The sequence below is a fragment of the Flammeovirga sp. SJP92 genome (genome assembly GCF_001583495.1).
Classification (GTDB): Bacteria; Bacteroidota; Bacteroidia; order Cytophagales; family Flammeovirgaceae; genus Flammeovirga.
This window is the reverse complement of the sequence record NZ_LQAQ01000112.1, coordinates 200,679-218,262: the sequence shown is the minus strand read 5'-3', so window position 1 is coordinate 218,262 and position 17,584 is coordinate 200,679. Positions and strand designations below refer to the sequence as shown.

Genomic DNA, 17,584 nt, shown 5'->3' with positions numbered 1-17,584 from the left:
CAAGTTTTCAGCTATCACTATGGGCTATTCCCAATACAATGGTAAGTATGTGATGTCAGATGGAGGTGTGATTAGAAACTGCAGTATCGAGAAGGCACATTATGGTTATGGCCTGGTACAATCTCAAGCACTCCGAAATGTATTTTTTAAAGATATTTGGGGCGATGGTGGCGTTACACTACGTTTGGAGACAGGATTAAAAAAAATGAATGCTTTACAGATTGGTGGCAATCATAATATTTATGCAAAAAATGTATACTGCCAGAATGGAAATGCGGCAGTGATGATTTCGCCACATGCCATAAAAAATGGTCATGTTGAGATAAATGGAGTAGAAGCCATCAATACAGGTTTTGCAGTGAGGATTGATAGAGGTTATCTTACTAAAGAACAAGATTCGTTGGGTCTTACACCAGGGTATTATGCTAATACGAGTATTGTGAAAAATGTGAAGGGAACTTACGGCAAAACTGCACAAGTTAAAGAAAAACATTTCGGTTATTTGCCTTGCCAAGTTCGAGGATTAATCGGTGAGGAATACAATAAAGATGGGGAGAGTTACACGGCACCTGCAGTAGCTACAGTATTATACAGAGGAGGCAATGGCGATAATGCAGAAGGGTATTATAAAGTAGTAATTTCAGCCGTTGAATCCATAGGTTTTAAATATCAGAAAGCAATTATTGGTGAAGAAGACTGGATAGAGGATTGTACCAACGTACCTGATGAGCCTGAAGATCCAATTACTCCTGAAGAACCGACCACGAAGGAAGATTTATTGAATTTAGGCTACCAAGTTTATCCCAACCCAACAGATGGTGTTTTCAATGTGAAAAGCACAAAAATCACAAGCACTTCAAATCTAGCTATCTATAATATTTTTGGTCAGCAAATTAATCCGATTCTTCTTAGAAGATCTCAAAGGGTTAAAGTAGATATTTCCGCTTACCCTCCTGGAATTTATATGGTTACTGTGGATGGAGATCGTTTCAAAATCCTGAAACAGTAGGTGATAGTTTTAATGTTTGACTTTTACTCTGCCTCAGAATAAGCCAAAAAACAAAAAGGTGGGTTGAAAAAGAACTATGAAAACTTATCAAAATGTCGATTAAAAGTTGACGACAGCTTTTCGTGGATGAGGAAAAAAGTAATTCGTTATTATTTTCCTCATCCCATTTTAAAATTAAATCCTTTTCAGATATCGTACAGGAACTTCCTCAGTGAGCCAAACACCATTTTCACTTTTGAAAAATTGGAGACCATCAGCATTCATTTTGCCAGCGTAAACTTCAAACAAGATCAACTTTCCATGTCGTTTACCTACCGTTTTGGCAGTGGCAATATCAGCACTTAAATGCACGTGATGACGCTGTTTTTTCATAAGCCCTTGTTCAAGGATACCGTTGAGGTATTTGTCTGCAGTGCCATGATAAAGTAGATCAGGAGGAGTGATAGGTTGAAGATTCAGATCTACCGTAACGGAATGCCCCTGATTAGCTCTAATTTTTGTTTTATCCTCATTGAAAGAATACCTCTTTTTGTTATTGTTTTCCACTAGGTATTCTAATTCTTGAAAATTGATGTGCTTTTGGAAAGCATTCATCTGTTGGAGGAGTATATCTACATCTGTCCAACCATTTTCGTCTAATTTTATTTTTATTGTTTCAGGTCTATGTCTCAATACTAAACTGAGAAATTTCCCTTTACTTTTTAATTGTTTTTCATTCATAATACAAATGATTTTTTGATTCTGATTTAGATAATCAGATAAAGACTGAGCCCTGCTGAAATCTCGTTTCCGTTGGTAATACCTGCACCAGGAACATAATAAACAGGGTAATCTTTGTTTTCAGGATTATAAAAAACGTAGGTAAACCTTAGAGAAAGGATCATTTTAACTTTTTTCCCAAGATCGTTTTCAAAATCAATATTCGGTTCTATGCCCATTGCAAATAAGTTGTTATGAGTATATTCACCTTTATAATCTCCAAAATATTCACCTTCTAAAACATAACTATTGTTGATAGAATAGTTGGAAACAAGAAAGTTTAAAAAGGCAAAATTCTTTTTGCCCAAGGAAGTACCAATCCCAGGTTTAAGATAAAAGCCAGATGTTTTGATATTGCTGTTTACATGGACATCATCGTGTCTCGTATTACTATACCCAACCACTGCTTTGAACTTGGCACTTTTGTCTTTATCAGTATAATAATACACTGGTTCAATCACAAAACCACGACCTTTTGCAATTAAAGGAAGGGTAAGCGTTTTAGTAATATCAATGCCAAAGTGATGAGGACGCTCGTCTTGTGCATAAGTAATGTGCTGAAACAGCGTGATAAACAGCAGTAGACTAGTTATATATGATAATATAGTATTCATTTCTATTAAGTTCTTTAAGTAATGATTGAGAAGATGTAGAAGTAAAAATTGTAACACTATCAAAAGTGGTTTCTTTAAGGTTTTGAAAATCACTTAAGGTCACAGTGTAACCGCATTCTTTAGACTCGAAATCAAAGTTTCTTGTGTATTTGATGGACAACGTATCTATTTGTTCATTATTGCTAAATATCAACGTAGTGGTGTCAGATACAATAGAAAGTGGATATTTTAATGAATGACTAAATGTTAAGACACTATCACTTCCTGCTAGGATTACCTTATCATAATCAGGTGGATAATATTCCCCTTCGTGATTAGTATGATCATGGGTAAACTGAAGGTTCATCGTTGGTTCTGAACCATACTCACAGTCATTGCAGGATGTGAAAATCAACGTGAAGATGATGAGTTGAAGAAATCTTTTCATAATATATAATTTGAAGTTTGCTTACATGAAATGAGACTAAAATAGTGCTTTTAAGTTTTTTTGCATGAAAAATGTAAACAGTTTAGTCTTTAAATCATTAATTCAAAATAGTATTACAAAGTTAACAAAGGAAGATGAATTTAAAATTAATTTTTTCAGCAAAAGTAATAAAGACTGCCACAAAGCTCTCATTGATAGTAGGCACTATACTGGGATTGATCAATCACGGAGAAGATATAATTAGTAATACATTAAGTAACAAACAAATTGTTCAAATCCTCACAACTTACTTAGTACCCTATATTGTATCTACCTATTCGTCGGTTAAAGCATTGTCTGATCTTGATCAAAAATAGAATTCTGAAGTTTTGTTTATTCACTATTGTACTGTTTCCAAGTCAAAAAATTTGATTTGGACAGATAAAAGAATCGCAATGAAGTGTTTAAAAAGCAGGTCAAATGCAAGCAGACAATTCTACTTTAGTGCCATTTTTTCATACTCCATTCTATTGATAAAACCTAAAGCCATCAATTCATTTTTAAAGGATTTGATACGTTGTTCATTTTCGTAAACAAAAACTTTTCCGTCTTCATGCTTTAGTTCTAATGCTGGTTTACTTGGTCTTTTCTCTTTCATGAATCATTTATTTTAATTCAAAAAATAGGTCTCATTTCACTATAATTGACACTAAAATAAGGGATATGGTTCCAATAACTTCTGTTAGCCTTGTTAATGAATCTTTCTATTTCAAGAAAATAACTTAATTAATTTATACAAATTATAGGTATAGTTATAAAAAATACCTTTATTCGATCTTCTCAAGTTTAGGGTTTCACAAGATATTTTTTCCAAATTTTAATTAAATATTCACTTCAAAAATAGTATTTTTTTATTTTGAATGACGAACAAATCAGGGTCCTAGTTTCTTTGAATTTTAGAGGTGTTTTATTGGAAAAACAACTGTAGTGAATAATGTTATACATCCTTTTAAAAGGAACAAAATCAAATAATTAAATCAGAAATAAATAATGTTATCACTATTTTGGAAGTAGGTCAATGGGAGGAGTGGAAGATTATTAATGAATAATTATTACAGTAAAAAAGACATCATTTAAACCCTTTTTCTTTCAAATAGACCTCTTTAATATAATTTATCTTAATTACCTTTGAGACAACAAATAACAAGTGGTGGATTACTTAGATAATTACACTTTACCACAAGTAGTTATTTTTCTAATAATTAACAAACTATCTAATAATGAAACGTATCACTCAAGCAGTGAGAACATTGGTCATGTGTGTGACTATGACTTTAATCTCTACATCTATGCTCTATGCACAAAACCGTATAACAGGAAAGGTGCAAGAATCAAGCAATCAAACACCAATTGAATATGCCACCGTGGCATTGTACAATTCATCTGACAATAGCTTAGTAACAGGTGTGGTTACTGATGCTAAGGGGGTGTTCAGCCTTCCGAAGTTGAAAAAAGGGTCTTACAAATTGACCGTCGCTTTTATGGGATTCCAAACTTACACTAAAGAAGGAATTTCTGTTTCGGGTAACATAGTAAACCTCGGTTTAATTACCTTGAAAGAAGACAATCAGATGCTTCAGGAAATTGAAGTGAAAGGAGAACAATTGACTGCAGTAACAAAAGTAGACCGTCAGGTGTATGATGCCACAAAATTTGAAGCGGCAGCAGGTGGTACAGCCACGGATGTATTGAGAAATATGCCGTCGGTAAGTATCAATGCTGAAGGTGATTTGTCTGTAAGAGGATCATCCGGTTTTGTGGTTTTATTAAACGGTAAGCCTGTACAGTCAGATGCGGCAACAATCTTAAACCAATTACCTGCCAATGCGGTGAAAAATGTGGAGGTGATTACGGCTCCTTCAGCAAAGTATGACTCTGAAGGAAAAGCAGGTATCATCAACATCATCACAACCAAAGGAGCGACTGATAATCTTTATGCTCAAGTAAATGTGAGATATGGTTTGCCTGCAGTGGAGAATTATGATAATGGTAAAAATCCTTTGCGTTATGGTGGTGACTTCACAATTGCACAGCAAAAAAACAAGCTGAACTGGGCACTAGGAGCTTCTTATCAAAGAAATGACAAATCAGGAAGAAGGGAAGGTGATGTTTGGACGCAGATTGATGATGATCCGAAATTCATGTTCCCATCTGATGGAGAGCGTTCTTATGTGGAAGAAAATTATTCAGCCAACTTATCATTGGGGTATCAAGCAACTGATAACACAAGCTTCAATTTTGCCGCTATGGGTGGTATCAGAGACAAAACACGTTTGGCAGATATCTATTATAATGATAACCGTTTTGCAGATCAAGACCCTTCAGAAGCTTTCCAATATTATAACCACAACTCAAGAAACAGACAGTCTGATTTCTTCGTGACAAGTTTCGATTTCAATCACAAATTTGCGAATGCATCAAAACTTTCAGCGTCGGTGTTATATGAATACACGTTATTGGGAGGTCCTACATTTAACGACAATCAAAGACATGGATTTACAACACCTGTGGAGCAACAGTTTTATTATCTGAAAGAAAGAAATACCAATGAAAACCCTTTGAATGGTTTTAGAGCTAACATTGATTATAGCTTTAAGCCTTCAAAATTAGGGCAGTTTGAGATTGGATATCAATTCAGATCGTTGGATCATAAAGGTGATTTCTTATATGAAAGAGAGCAATTGCAGGATGGCAAACCCACTGGAGAGTGGGAAATTGTAGATAACTATTCTTCTAACTTAAACCTTCAAAGAAACATTCACTCAGCTTATGGTCAGCTTTCTGGTGAAAAAGGAGCATGGACGTATGGTGCTGGTTTGAGAGCAGAATATATGGATCGTCAAGTGGATTTCTTGGGTTATGAGAATGGTCAGTTGATGCCAGAAAACAATAGAGAGGTGAAAAACTATGATTACTTCAAATTGTTCCCATCTGCTAATTTACAATATCAAGTGACGGATGGTTTTGCATTGAAAACAGCTTACTCAAAGCGTGTACAGAGAACGACAACTTTCAAAATGAATCCATTCAAAGAGAAAGAACACTCTGAAACGTTGGAACAAGGTGATGCTGATTTATTACCAGAATTTATTGATTTGGTGGAATTGGGTGCTACTCAAGAAATCGGTGATCATACTATTTTCGCAACAGCGTATTTCAGAAACACTGACAACTTGATCAACAGAACGAATACATTTGACAGTGATTCGGTACTAAACCGTATTTATACGAATGTGGGTAATTCTAAAGTCTTTGGATTGGAGCTAGGAACTTCATTGAAATTGACAGATTGGTGGGATTTCTATGCAGGTGGTAACGTTTATCATCAACATATCACAGGTCAGTTTGATTATGATGATACAGACCGTGATTGGAAGATTACGATTCCAGTAGATACAAAAGCATGGCAATACAGCTTTAACATCAATACAACATTCCAAATTGCGAAGACCTTATCTACGAACTTCGCCTTCAATTACCTGTCGGAAAGAGTGACAGCCCAAGGTGAGGATTCAAGATTCTATAGCCCGAATTTATCGATCAAGAAAACATTCTTGGATAACCGTTTGGCTGTGAATTTCCAATGGCTGAACATGGACATGGGATTATTGGAAACCAATGAGCAACGTATTACTACAAGGGGAGATTACACGGCACGATTAGCTGATGGATCGACTCAAAGACAACAATTCTACACGACAACCAACTATGTATATGAGGTCGATCAATTGATCATCAACATTACATATAACTTCAACAGCTTGAAGAACAAGTCGAAGAAAGTGAAGTCTGAATTCGGAGCGAAAGAATTCTAGTTTTAATTAAGAGTTAAGAATGAAGAATTAAGAATGGTGTTGAAGATGCTATCTCCACGAATCCCCACTGTTTGTGGTGTTAAGCGGTAGCGTCACTACGAACTTACATATTGAATAAGTTTTCAACTTATAACAACAAACAAAAAACAAAAACCTCTTTGGTCACTACGACTGAAGAGGTTTTTATATTTATGTATTGAACAGTAAAATGTTTTAAAGTGGTACAGTGGACGTTGCAATGCAACATCCCTACAAAATGATTTAATACGACAAACTAAACCACCACCACCCTTAACTTCTTCCTCAAATGTGCCAAAGCCTGCCCAATTTGTTTCTCCACCGTTTTTGGAGAAATCTCTAAAAGTTCAGCAATCTCTTTATAAGTAAGCCCATCATTTCTACTCATTCGAAAGGCATTCTGACAAGCAGGAGGTAATTCATTGGTTAGTTGTTCAATGTAGGACGAAAGGTCTTCAGCTTCTAAATCCAGTTCGGTATGCTCCTCAAACGGTTGGTTCTGTTCAAACTCAAAATAATCAGAACCTTCACCTTCATAACGTTGTTTAGCAGAATTTTTAAAATTAAGAACAGCGTTTTTGACACTACGGAAACAATAGGCCTTTAAAGACCCTTCAATTTCAATCTTTTCCTTGTTTTCCCACAGTTTAAAAAATACTTGACTGATGATATCCTCACCATCAGAATGAGTGACACCTAAGTGATGAGTATAGAGTAATAGGTTGTCATAAAGCTCTAAATATAAAGCTTTGAATTGATGAACATCCCCATTTTGAATTAGTCGCCAAGTATTATTGTTTTCGTCTCCCATAGCAATACAAAACTACAATTTCATCCCCTGCTCAGCGTTATAGCAATTTTAAATTTTGTATTAACGACTGTAAATATTGTGAACCTTGTGTTACATAATTTATCAAAACATTAATTCAAAAATTTCTATGGGGGTACCCAATATTCGACTTTGTCTTTACTTATGAATGACAAAAAATATGACAGAAAACAAAGAAACATATAGTCTAATAGGCAAAGCACTTGCAGAAGAATTAAATGAGGAAGAAAGAGATCTTTTCATTGAGAAAATGCTTTCTGATGCTTCATTTAAAGAAGAGTTTGAGCAATCAAAAAAGCTTTGGAATGCTCCTGCAAAAGTGTCTGATGAGGCTATTAGATCAACAGATCATTTAATGCAATCTATTGAGTATACTAAGAAGGAAATGAAGGTAATTCCTTTTTATCAACAATGGAGTAGATATATAGGAGCGGCAGTGGTTGTGTTAACAACTTTTATTGGTGGCTATAATTATATTAATCAGCAAGAAGAAATATTGACACAAAGCACAGGTTTTGGTGAGAGCAAAGAAATATTGCTTGCGGATGGTACGAAAGTATTGTTGAACTCAAAGTCTTCTTTAGAATATCCTGCTACATTTAAAGGTGATTTTAGGAAAGTAAACTTAGTAGGAGAGGCTTTTTTTGATGTCACAAAAGACAAAGAGCATCCTTTTATCGTCAATGCTTCAGACTTGGAAGTAACCGTATTAGGTACCTCATTCAATGTTTCGACTTACGTTAAAGATAAAGAAAATTCAGTGGCCTTGTTAACTGGAAAGGTAAAGCTGAAAAATGCATTAAATAGTGATGTCACAACTTTGTCACCGGGGCAGACTTATGTGATTGATAAAGATATTCAGAAGGGAAGTGTCATTACTGAAAACCAATTGAATAGAACCTCTTGGCTGAGTGGTCAGGTGGTCTTTAAGTATGCTTCATTGAATGAAGTAATTCATAAAATGGAAAGGTTGTATCCAATCTCTTTTAAAGTAAAAAATCAAAAACTTTTACAGAGAAAAATAACAACAAAAATCAATAAAGGTGATCAGCTAGAAGAAGTGTTAGCACTTTTGGAGATCCTCTTAGAATGCAAAATTGAAAAGAAAAACCAACTAATAATTTTACAATAAAAAAAGGTACTAGACTGCTGCAACAGTCGAATACCTCTTAACTAATTTTCGTTACGCAAATTTATGCAATTTTCTTCGAAACTTTCAAGAGCCTTAAGAATATTTTTTCTTTTAGGAGGGCTCACTACATCCTCATTTGCCCATGCAAGTGGACTCACAGAGGGTATTTCTACGACAATCACAGTAGAAAAAATGCAATTGAGAGACTACCTTTCAAAGGCAGAAAAACAATTTAATGTTCAATTTTCTTACAGTAACAACGTGGATGATGCCAAGTGGATCAGCGTTTCAGAAGCTGCAACTTTTGAAGCAATGATTGCTCAGCTCAAAGCAGAAGGTTACGACCTTAAGAGAATTGGAGATAATATCATCATTACGCCATCAGCCAAAGAAGTACAACAGGAAGTTCGTATCAAAGGGCAGGTGACGGACAAGAGTGGTGAATCCATTATCGGTGCGGCTGTACAAGTGAAGGGAACCAATATCGGTTCTATTACTAATTTAGACGGAGAGTTTGAATTACTTGTGCCATCGTCGGAATCTGTTCTTGTCGTTTCTTTTGTGGGTTTTATCACAAAAGAAGTGGTCGTAGGAACGGCAACCAACTTCTCAATTCAGTTGGAAGACAACACGCAGGAATTGGAAGAAGTAGTGGTGATCGGTTATGGTTCTCAATCCAAAGAAGAGGTAACGGGAGCGATTTCTAGTGTCCGTTCGGATGAATTACAAAACTATGCGGCTAGTGGTCTTGATCAGCAAATGGTCGGTAAGATGGCCGGTGTTTTGATTAATGAAAATAACGCCGCACCAGGGCAAGATGCAAAGATTACGATTCGTGGTACTTCTTCATTGACAGCCGGAACTAATCCATTGATTGTGGTAGATGGAATGCCACTTTCGGAAGGAACTTCAATGAACGATATTCCTCCAAGTTCTATTGCTTCCATTGACGTATTAAAAGATGCGGCGTCTTCTGCGATTTATGGATCAAGAGCCTCTAATGGTGTGATTTTGATTACCACAAAACAAGGGTATCAAGGAAAAACGAAAGTGAGTTTCGACTATTTCACAGGTATTCAACAGGCGGCAAGTTTGGTGGATTATGCAGATGCCTATGAGTCTGCACAATTCTTTACTCATGCACGTGATTGGGGATATGTTTCTAAAGACCCTGAAAATAGAAGTATTCATGACAGCCCAGATGTAAGAGCGGCAAATGGAGCTTCAAAAAGAGAGTATAGATTGCATTATGTAGATCCATATTTAAGAGGTGAACAAGGTTTGACAAATACGAATTGGAATGATCACCTTTTCCAAAATGCTCCTATCAGCAACTACAGCGTTTCACTGAATGGAGGTAATGAGAAAACAAGTTTCTATACCAATGTTGCCTATATGGAGCAAGACGGTATTGTACCGACTACAGGTATGGAAAGATTTACAGCCAACCTTAATTTGAGAACAAAATTAAGTGACAGAGTGGAGGCAGGTATTAGTATGAATACGGCTTATTCTGTAATTGAGCAAGGGTCAAATCTTGCTATTTCAAACCTTTGGATTGCATACCCTTTCTTTGATCCTTATAACCCTGATGGTACTTTAAATATCGGTGATCAACATGAGGCAAACGCTCCAGAAGATGGTGCATTGCAAGAAAATCCGTTGGCACTTTTGACATACACAAAAGACGTAATGACTCGCTTCAGAACGTTTGGTAATGCTTATGCTAGTGTGGAATTGTTGGAGGGTTTGAAATATAAACTTTCAGCAGGTATGGACTATAATGGAGAGTTTACAGATTTCTATTCACCCAACAGCATTGGAGGATACAGACAGCCTTTCCCTACTAAGCCGGCAGAAGCTAGAGAGATCAATGACAAGTATTTTAATTATCTTTTTGAGCATATCTTAACTTACAACAAAGTCATTGGAGACCATAATATTAGTGCTTTGGCAGGGATGACGATGCAGAGAGAAGATGGTACAAGAACAAGAGTGATTGGTATGGGAATGGTCGATGATAATGTGGACAATATTGGTGGTGCCTCTTCATTTAATGTGGATGCTTACCGTTACACATGGACGCAACAATCTTTATTAGGTCGTTTGCAGTATTCGTACAAAGGAAAATACCAAATGGCACTAGCGGCGAGAGCAGATGGTTCATCAAGATTTGGTGATAATTCAAAGTGGGGTTACTTCCCTTCGGTTTCAGGTGGATGGATTTTATCTAAAGAAGACTTCTTCCCAGAACAAGATGTAGTGACTTTTGTAAAGCTTCGTGCCAATTGGGGGCAAACGGGTAACAACCAAATTGGTGCTTACGGATCAAAAGCTTTGGTGACCCAAACAGATTATATTTTTGGAGGGGGATTACACCCAGGATATTCAGCAACTACGGCTCCTAACCCTAACTTATCATGGGAGACCAACGATTCTTACAACATTGGTTTTGATATGCAGTTGCTAAAGAAAATCAACTTATCGGCCAACTATTATAATTCCATCACAACGGACTTATTACTAGAAGTTCCAGTGCCGGAACAGTCGGGTTATTCTACCTCATTACAAAACATCGGTTCTTTAAGAAACAACGGTTTTGAATTAGAATTACAAGGTTATGATTTCCATATTGGTGGCGTAACAATTGGTTTTAATGCGAATATCACAACGAACAACAATGAGATTTTATCATTAGCTCCGGGTCAAGAACAGATCATTACAGGTTACAATGGCTCATTTAGAACGAGAGTGGGTGGCCCAATGGCAGAAATGATCGGTTATGATATTATTGGTGTATATAAAGATCAAGGAGAGATTGATAATTCGGCTCACTTACAAGGGACACTTGTAGGAGATTATATTGTCAGAGATGTGAATGGTGATGGTGTAATTGATGAAAATGACATGGTTTCTTTGGGTACTTATGAGCCTAAATTCCACTACGGTTTTGGAGCGAATTTAACTTACAAAGGGTTTGATTTCTCTTTCACTTTCAATGGTATTCAAGGGCGTAAGATCTTTGATAGAGACATGATGCAGTCGAATACAGGTGAAGGTTTTGCCGTACCAACCAAAGATTATTATGATAATTACTACCACCCAGAACACAATCCAAACGGTCATTATGCACAGCCAAACATGGGTAATTTCTCAGCAGCAAGAAAGAACACAAGAGGTAGTAGTATTGATGTAGTAAGTGGTGATTACTTACGCTTAAGAAACGTGACTTTAGGCTATAATTTGCCAAAATCAGTGCTTCAAAAATTAAATATTGCAGGACTAAGAATCTACGCTACAGCCAACAATCCATTGACGATTACAAGTTATAAAGGTATCAATATGGACGGTTCAAACACCAATAACTTGGAGCAAGGCTGGATCACAAATAACCCTCACCCCATTGTAAGGTCTTACTTACTAGGTGCTAATCTTAAATTCTAAATCAAACACAATCATGAAGACTAGAAATAGTTTATATATATTAATTTTTACTGTTTTACTATCGTCATGTGACTTTAGTTTAGACCAGAACCCAATCACTGAAAAGGATGGAGATAAGTTTTACAAAACGGAGGTTGAGATTGAAGAAGCGGTAACTGGTGCTTACAGTATGTTGAGAGGAAATGGCCTTTATGGTACCAATATGCCAGTTTTAGGTGAAATTCCTTCAGACAATACTTTTGATGAAGTACCTGCTAATGACGGTGGTAATTATGGTGAATTGGATGAGTTTACGACAATCCCTACCAACAGCGTAATCTCTTCTAATTGGAGAGAATCTTACCGAACGATTCAGAGGTGTAATACCGTTTTAAATCGTATTACTGATATCGCTTTCAAAAATGAGGAAGTGAAAATCAACCGAATGGGAGAGATGAAGTTTATCAGAGGTTTGATGTACTTCAATATGGTTCGTCTTTTTGGTGATGTTCCTTTGGTGATTACAGAAACAACAGACGTAAATGATCATTTCGGGCAAGGTAGAACAGATTTGAATTTGATCTATGAGCAAATCATCATCGATTTAGAAGAAGCGATTGAAGAATTGCCTGTAAAAGGAGATATGGATGGAAGAGTTGAAAAAGGTGCCGCTCAGACTTTATTGGCCAAAGTATATTTGACATTAGATGATAAAGTGAATGCAAAGAAATACCTCGATGAAGTAATCAATTCTAACCAATACCAACTTTTGGAAAAGGGTGAAGAAGTATTTACAATTGCCAATAAAGGAAATGCTGAAGTGATTTTTGCAGCAAAGTTTGCCTCTGGAATCAATGGTAATGCAATGGGATCTCAATATTACAGAATGTGTTCTCCATCAGGACATTTCGCAGGTGGAAAAGGTCATAATATCCCGACCCAGCAATTGTATAATTTATATGATGATAACGATGCTCGTAAGGATCAATTTGTATTGCCTGTAGAGACGATCTATTACGTTTCTGGAAAAATGGAAGCTCCCGTTACGGATCAAAATGATTGTGGTAGCGACTATGTCATCCTTCGTTACGCAGACGTAGTATTGATGTCCGCTGAAATTGAAAATGCGTTAGGCAATACTTCTTTAGCATTAGAAAGGTTGAACAGTATCAGAAGAAGATCGAATGTATCAGAAGTTACATCAACGACTGATTTGGAAGCTGTAATTGCAGAGGAAAGAAGATTGGAATTAGTAGGAGAAGGGCACCGTTGGTTTGACTTATTAAGAACAGGTAAAGCGATTGAAGTTATGAACGCTCACTTTGAAGAAAGAGGTCAAAACATCACTGTTCCCGAATTCAGATTATTGATGCCAATTCCTCAATCACAGATTGATACAGATCCGGCGATTAAGCAGAATCCGGGGTACTAATACCTTGTGGTGTCCCTAGCGCAAGTGTTAAGCGACAGCGTCACTTGTGCTTTACAGATCATCAGAAGTCTCTGACTTCTAAGAAACAAACAAGAATTTTAGATTGGATTAGATCAAGCGGTGCCGTGAGTTAGGGCGGTGCCGCACCTCCAAAAAACAAAAATATGAAACCGATTATTTCCCTTTTTATCAAAATTGGAGCTGTATTATTATGGTCATTATCAGCCCAAGCACAACAAAAATCAGCACAAGACTGGATCAATATTCTCCAAGATCATCAAGCAAAAGAAGTAATGGTGATTGCTCATAGGGGGGATTGGAGAAATGCGCCGGAAAATTCTTTGCAGGCCATTGAAAATTGCATTAAAATGGGAGTGGCTGTAGCAGAAATTGACATTCAAAGATCGAAAGATGGACACTTTGTATTGATGCATGATAGAACCATTGACCGTACAACTAATGGAAAAGGCAAAGTCGAAAACTATACATTAGCGGAGCTTCAAGCTTTTTACCTAAAAGACGGATTAGGAGTTCCTCAACCTGTTTACACGATTCCAACATTAGAAGATGCTTTGAAAATTTCGAAAGGAAAAATCCTATTGAACTTGGATAAAGCCGACAGATGGTTGGAGGAAGTTTTGGCTTTAGTGGATCGAATGGAAATGAGAGATCACTGTATTTTCAAATCTTCAAAACCTTATGCAGAGGTAAAGGCACAAATGGGTGATGAATTAGAAAAAGTATGGTTTATGCCAATCGTTCGCCCATCCAATCCTAATGTGATGGAAGACATCAAAGAGTACCAAGCGAAGATCAAACCTGTAGCTTTTGAAGTGTGTTTTCCAGAATACAATCAAACCACTCAAGATATCTTCGATGCTGTAAAAGAGGGCAATGGAAAAGTATGGATCAACTCACTTTGGGATTTCTTAAGTGGAGGACATTCCGATGAAAGAGCCATGGTTGAAGGTAAAGACCAAACGTGGGGTTGGATTTTGGAACAAGGAGCAACTATGATCCAAACAGACCGTCCAGAAGCATTAATCCATTTCATCAAAAACGAAAAACAAAATGAAGAACTATAAATTATATATCACTTTAACATTAGCTATTGCCTTAGGAGCATGTAATGTAAAGCAAGGTCAGGCACCACTTCAAGAAGCAAAAGTAGCCTCGCCAATTGCTTCAAAAAGCAGAGCTGAAAAGATCTTAGACAAGATCAAAAATCCTACAAAAGATTATGTTTTAGCCGTTGCCCATCGTGGAGATTGGCGATACGCACCAGAAAATAGCTTATTGAGTATTCAGCGTTGCATTGATTTAGGAATTGATATCGTGGAGCTTGATTTCCGTTTGACAAAAGATGGTCATTTGGTGGCGATGCATGATTACACTGTAGATAGAACAACGACTGGAAAAGGGAAGGTTTCTGATATGACATTGGCAGAGGTCAAAGCTTTACGATTGAAAAGTAATTGTGGTATCCGTTATTCCCGTCAGCAAGTCCCTACTTTGGAAGAAGTGATGGAACTTTGTAAAGGGAAAATCATGGTAAACTTGGATAAAACGGAAGGAGAAACTGTACAAGAAGCTTTTGATGTTTTAAAGAAAACAGGAACGGTAAATCAAGGGATTTTCAAAGGAGATGATTCCATTGAATTTATGCGAGAGAAGTATGGCCCATTGATGGACAGCATCATTTATTTCCCTAAAGTATGGCCAAGAACAAAAGACAAAACAGCTTTTATCGCTAATTATAACAGAGAAATTGCCCCGATTGGTTATGAAATGATTTTTGATGAAGAAGAATGCTTTATCACAGAGGAAATCAAAAGAATGAACCAACAAGGAATTACCATTCAAACGTGTGCATTGTGGGATGATCTTGTGGCAGGGCACAATGATGAGAGAGTATTGATTGATGGACCCGATGCCGCTTGGGGTTGGTTGATCGACAATGGAACCAACGCTTTGATGACTGATCGACCTGAAGAATTGATTAAGTATTTAGAGGAAAGAGGAGTAAGAAACCTGTAATGAGGTGTATTATTGAAAGTGAGTCAACCCTAGCAATGGGGTTGGCTTTTTTGTTTTGAAGAAAGATAAAGAGCAAGGAAGCTGGAAAACAGAACATTAATATCTTGCAGAAATTCCAATTGATAGTTGAGGGTAGTTTATTATATCATTGAGTAGGTCGTAATAAAAAAACAAAGCTAGCCCATTTTACTGAGCTAGCCTTTTAAGTTTGTTAAAACACTGTGAACTACTACAGTGTTTTTGGATTGAAAGTAGAGAGAGTTAGCGACGATTATATTTTTAAACTTCAGCAGGTGCTTCCGTTAATTTATTCTTGATTTTGTCTTCGAATGCTGAAAGTGCAGCTTTTGAACCTTCGCCCATTGCAATCACAATTTGCTTGTAAGGAACGATAGAGACATCACCTGCAGCGTAAACACCTGGTACAGAAGTACGGTTATGTGCATCAATCTCAATTTCACCCATACGGTTTGTTTCTATAATATCTTTGAAAGCATCACTATTGGCTTTTAAACCGATCTGAACAAATACACCATCTGTAGTGATCGTTTGTACATTTCCAGTTTCTCTATTATTGTATTGGATACCTGTAACTTTACTGCCATCACCGTCTACGCTTAATGTCTCAGCGTTAGTAACTACGGATACATTTGGAAGATCGTTTACCTTGTCTTGTAAAACTTGATCGCCTTTTAAGGTGTCCATATATTCTAAAACAGTCACTTCAGATGCAATAGCGGCTAAGTCAATTGCAGCCTCTAAACCTGAGTTACCACCACCAACAACTACAACTTTTTTACCTTTGAAGTAAGGTGCGTCACAGTGTGTACAGAAGGCTACACCAGAACCGATGTATTCCGTTTCACCAGGAACACCTAATTTTCTCCAGCTTGCACCTGTAGCAACGATTAATGCAGGAGCAGTGAATTTCTCACCCATTGAAGTTGTGATTTTCTTCACACCATCTACCACTTCAACCTCTTCCACCATACGGTTTTCTAAGATGTCGATAGGGTAGTCTTTCAAGTGACTGTATAAGTTGGCTGTCAATTCAGCACCTGTTGTTTTTGTAATTGAAATCATATTTTCAATACCCACAGTTTCTTTTACCTGACCACCGATTACACCAGCAATCACAGCAACTTTGAAACCTTTACGAGCAGAGTAAACTGCTGATGAAACACCGGCAGGTCCACCACCAACAACAATTACATCATATTCTTTTTCTACTGCAGCAGAAGCGTCAAAGCTAGTACCCGCAATATTCTCAATTTTACCTAACAACTCACCTAATGAAGCTCTGCCTACATGCAATTGCTCACCATTGGCTGTTACTGTTGGTACAGCTTGAATACCTAAGCTTTCCACTTCCTCTTTATTGATACCCCCATCAATGATATGATGTTCGATATTTGGATTGTAGATGGCCATAATGTTCAAGGCTTGTACAACTTCTGGACAGTTGGTACAAGTCAAAGAGATGTAGCTTTTTACAACCACTTTTTCATTGATCCCTTTAATTTTTGCTGTAATACCTTCGTCCGGTAAGTTTTTACCGATTCCTTCCATATTCAGAACAGCCATCAAAAGTGTTGTGAACTCGTGCCCTGTTGGTACTGCTCTGAAAATGATGTTATTTATTGTCTCACCATTTTTACTGATTGTAAAAGAAAGACCTTCTCCCTCTTTTACTTCTAAGGCAACTTTATCTGAACAAGAAGCTACATCTTCTAATAAATCTAATAAAGATTGTTTGCTAGGATGGTTCGCTTCAATTTCTACATTGAAAGTATATTTGTTGTTTAGATTTTGAAAAAGTCCTTTTACTTGGTTTTTTAATGCTTGTTCTAACATGGATTATTCGGTTTTTATATTTTTAATGTCCTTTTTATCACTGTTGATGGAACAAATTTAAGAGGACTTTTACGATAAGTAAAATTGATTGTTCCTATGATGGTATAAATAAATCTTATGTAGCATTTTATTATTATCTATTAAACCTTCTAGCTTCTATTTTCAAACAATCAATCTCTTCTTCGTTTTGTCTTTG

Annotated in this window: 14 protein-coding genes; 8 read left to right on the top strand and 6 right to left on the bottom strand. The window is 36.7% G+C overall.

The window, feature by feature from the left end; all coding sequences use genetic code 11:
* Positions 1–1,009 (top strand): T9SS type A sorting domain-containing protein (locus AVL50_RS30195; RefSeq protein WP_157491696.1); only part of this gene is annotated, 1,009 nt, incomplete at its 5' end.
* A 174-nt stretch (positions 1,010–1,183) separates the two neighbouring features.
* Here the strand turns inward: AVL50_RS30195 and AVL50_RS30190 are convergent.
* The 3 genes from AVL50_RS30190 to AVL50_RS30180 are packed head-to-tail and all read right to left on the bottom strand — an operon-like array spanning position 1,184 to position 2,809.
* Positions 1,184–1,729 (bottom strand): RNA 2'-phosphotransferase, encoded by a 546-nt coding sequence (locus tag AVL50_RS30190; protein WP_062621368.1) that lies wholly within the window; start codon positions 1,727–1,729, stop codon positions 1,184–1,186.
* 26 nt (positions 1,730–1,755) lie between these two features.
* Positions 1,756–2,382, bottom strand: coding sequence for a hypothetical protein (locus AVL50_RS30185; RefSeq protein WP_062621366.1), 627 nt, complete (start codon positions 2,380–2,382; stop codon positions 1,756–1,758).
* Positions 2,354–2,809 (bottom strand): DUF6452 family protein, encoded by a 456-nt coding sequence (locus AVL50_RS30180; RefSeq protein WP_062621364.1) that lies wholly within the window; start codon positions 2,807–2,809, stop codon positions 2,354–2,356. The genes AVL50_RS30185 and AVL50_RS30180 overlap by 29 nt, the downstream gene beginning before the upstream one ends.
* A gap of 134 nt (positions 2,810–2,943) precedes the next feature.
* Between AVL50_RS30180 and nrtS the strand changes: the two genes are divergently transcribed.
* Entirely contained in the window at positions 2,944–3,165 is a 222-nt protein-coding gene (nrtS, locus tag AVL50_RS33875) for a nitrate/nitrite transporter NrtS (RefSeq protein ID WP_062621363.1), read from the top strand.
* Positions 3,166–3,284: 119 nt separating this feature from the next.
* Here the strand turns inward: nrtS and AVL50_RS33190 are convergent, their stop codons facing one another.
* On the bottom strand, positions 3,285–3,446 hold the full coding sequence (locus tag AVL50_RS33190) for a hypothetical protein (RefSeq protein WP_157491694.1): 162 nt from the start codon (positions 3,444–3,446) through the stop codon (positions 3,285–3,287).
* Between the two features lie 622 nt (positions 3,447–4,068).
* Between AVL50_RS33190 and AVL50_RS30170 the strand changes: the two genes are divergently transcribed.
* Complete coding sequence (locus tag AVL50_RS30170) at positions 4,069–6,663, top strand: outer membrane beta-barrel family protein (RefSeq protein WP_082796073.1); 2,595 nt, start codon at positions 4,069–4,071, stop codon at positions 6,661–6,663.
* A 274-nt stretch (positions 6,664–6,937) separates the two neighbouring features.
* On the opposite strand, the gene AVL50_RS30165 is transcribed toward AVL50_RS30170, so the two are convergent.
* Complete coding sequence (locus tag AVL50_RS30165; RefSeq protein ID WP_062621360.1) at positions 6,938–7,492, bottom strand: RNA polymerase sigma-70 factor; 555 nt, start codon at positions 7,490–7,492, stop codon at positions 6,938–6,940.
* 178 nt (positions 7,493–7,670) lie between these two features.
* Between AVL50_RS30165 and AVL50_RS30160 the strand changes: the two genes are divergently transcribed.
* The 5 genes from AVL50_RS30160 (at position 7,671) to AVL50_RS30140 (ending at position 15,534) form a co-directional block, all read left to right on the top strand.
* The gene (locus tag AVL50_RS30160; protein WP_172826952.1) at positions 7,671–8,642 is read left to right on the top strand and encodes a FecR family protein; all 972 of its coding nucleotides are present in this window, start codon (positions 7,671–7,673) and stop codon (positions 8,640–8,642) included.
* 63 nt (positions 8,643–8,705) lie between these two features.
* Positions 8,706–12,086 (top strand): TonB-dependent receptor, encoded by a 3,381-nt coding sequence (locus AVL50_RS30155; protein WP_062621356.1) that lies wholly within the window; start codon positions 8,706–8,708, stop codon positions 12,084–12,086.
* A gap of 13 nt (positions 12,087–12,099) precedes the next feature.
* Positions 12,100–13,497, top strand: a complete 1,398-nt coding sequence (locus tag AVL50_RS30150) for a RagB/SusD family nutrient uptake outer membrane protein (RefSeq protein WP_063851005.1) — start codon at positions 12,100–12,102, stop codon at positions 13,495–13,497.
* 164 nt (positions 13,498–13,661) lie between these two features.
* A complete protein-coding gene (locus AVL50_RS30145) occupies positions 13,662–14,582 on the top strand; it encodes a glycerophosphodiester phosphodiesterase family protein (RefSeq protein WP_062621352.1) in 921 nt (306 codons plus the stop codon).
* Positions 14,569–15,534, top strand: coding sequence for a glycerophosphodiester phosphodiesterase family protein (locus AVL50_RS30140; protein WP_062621350.1), 966 nt, complete (start codon positions 14,569–14,571; stop codon positions 15,532–15,534). Before AVL50_RS30145 ends, AVL50_RS30140 begins: the two co-directional genes overlap by 14 nt.
* Before the next feature lie 279 nt (positions 15,535–15,813).
* On the opposite strand, the gene ahpF is transcribed toward AVL50_RS30140, so the two are convergent.
* On the bottom strand, positions 15,814–17,388 hold the full coding sequence (ahpF, locus tag AVL50_RS30135) for an alkyl hydroperoxide reductase subunit F (RefSeq protein ID WP_062621348.1): 1,575 nt from the start codon (positions 17,386–17,388) through the stop codon (positions 15,814–15,816).
* Positions 17,389–17,584: the final 196 nt, after the last annotated feature.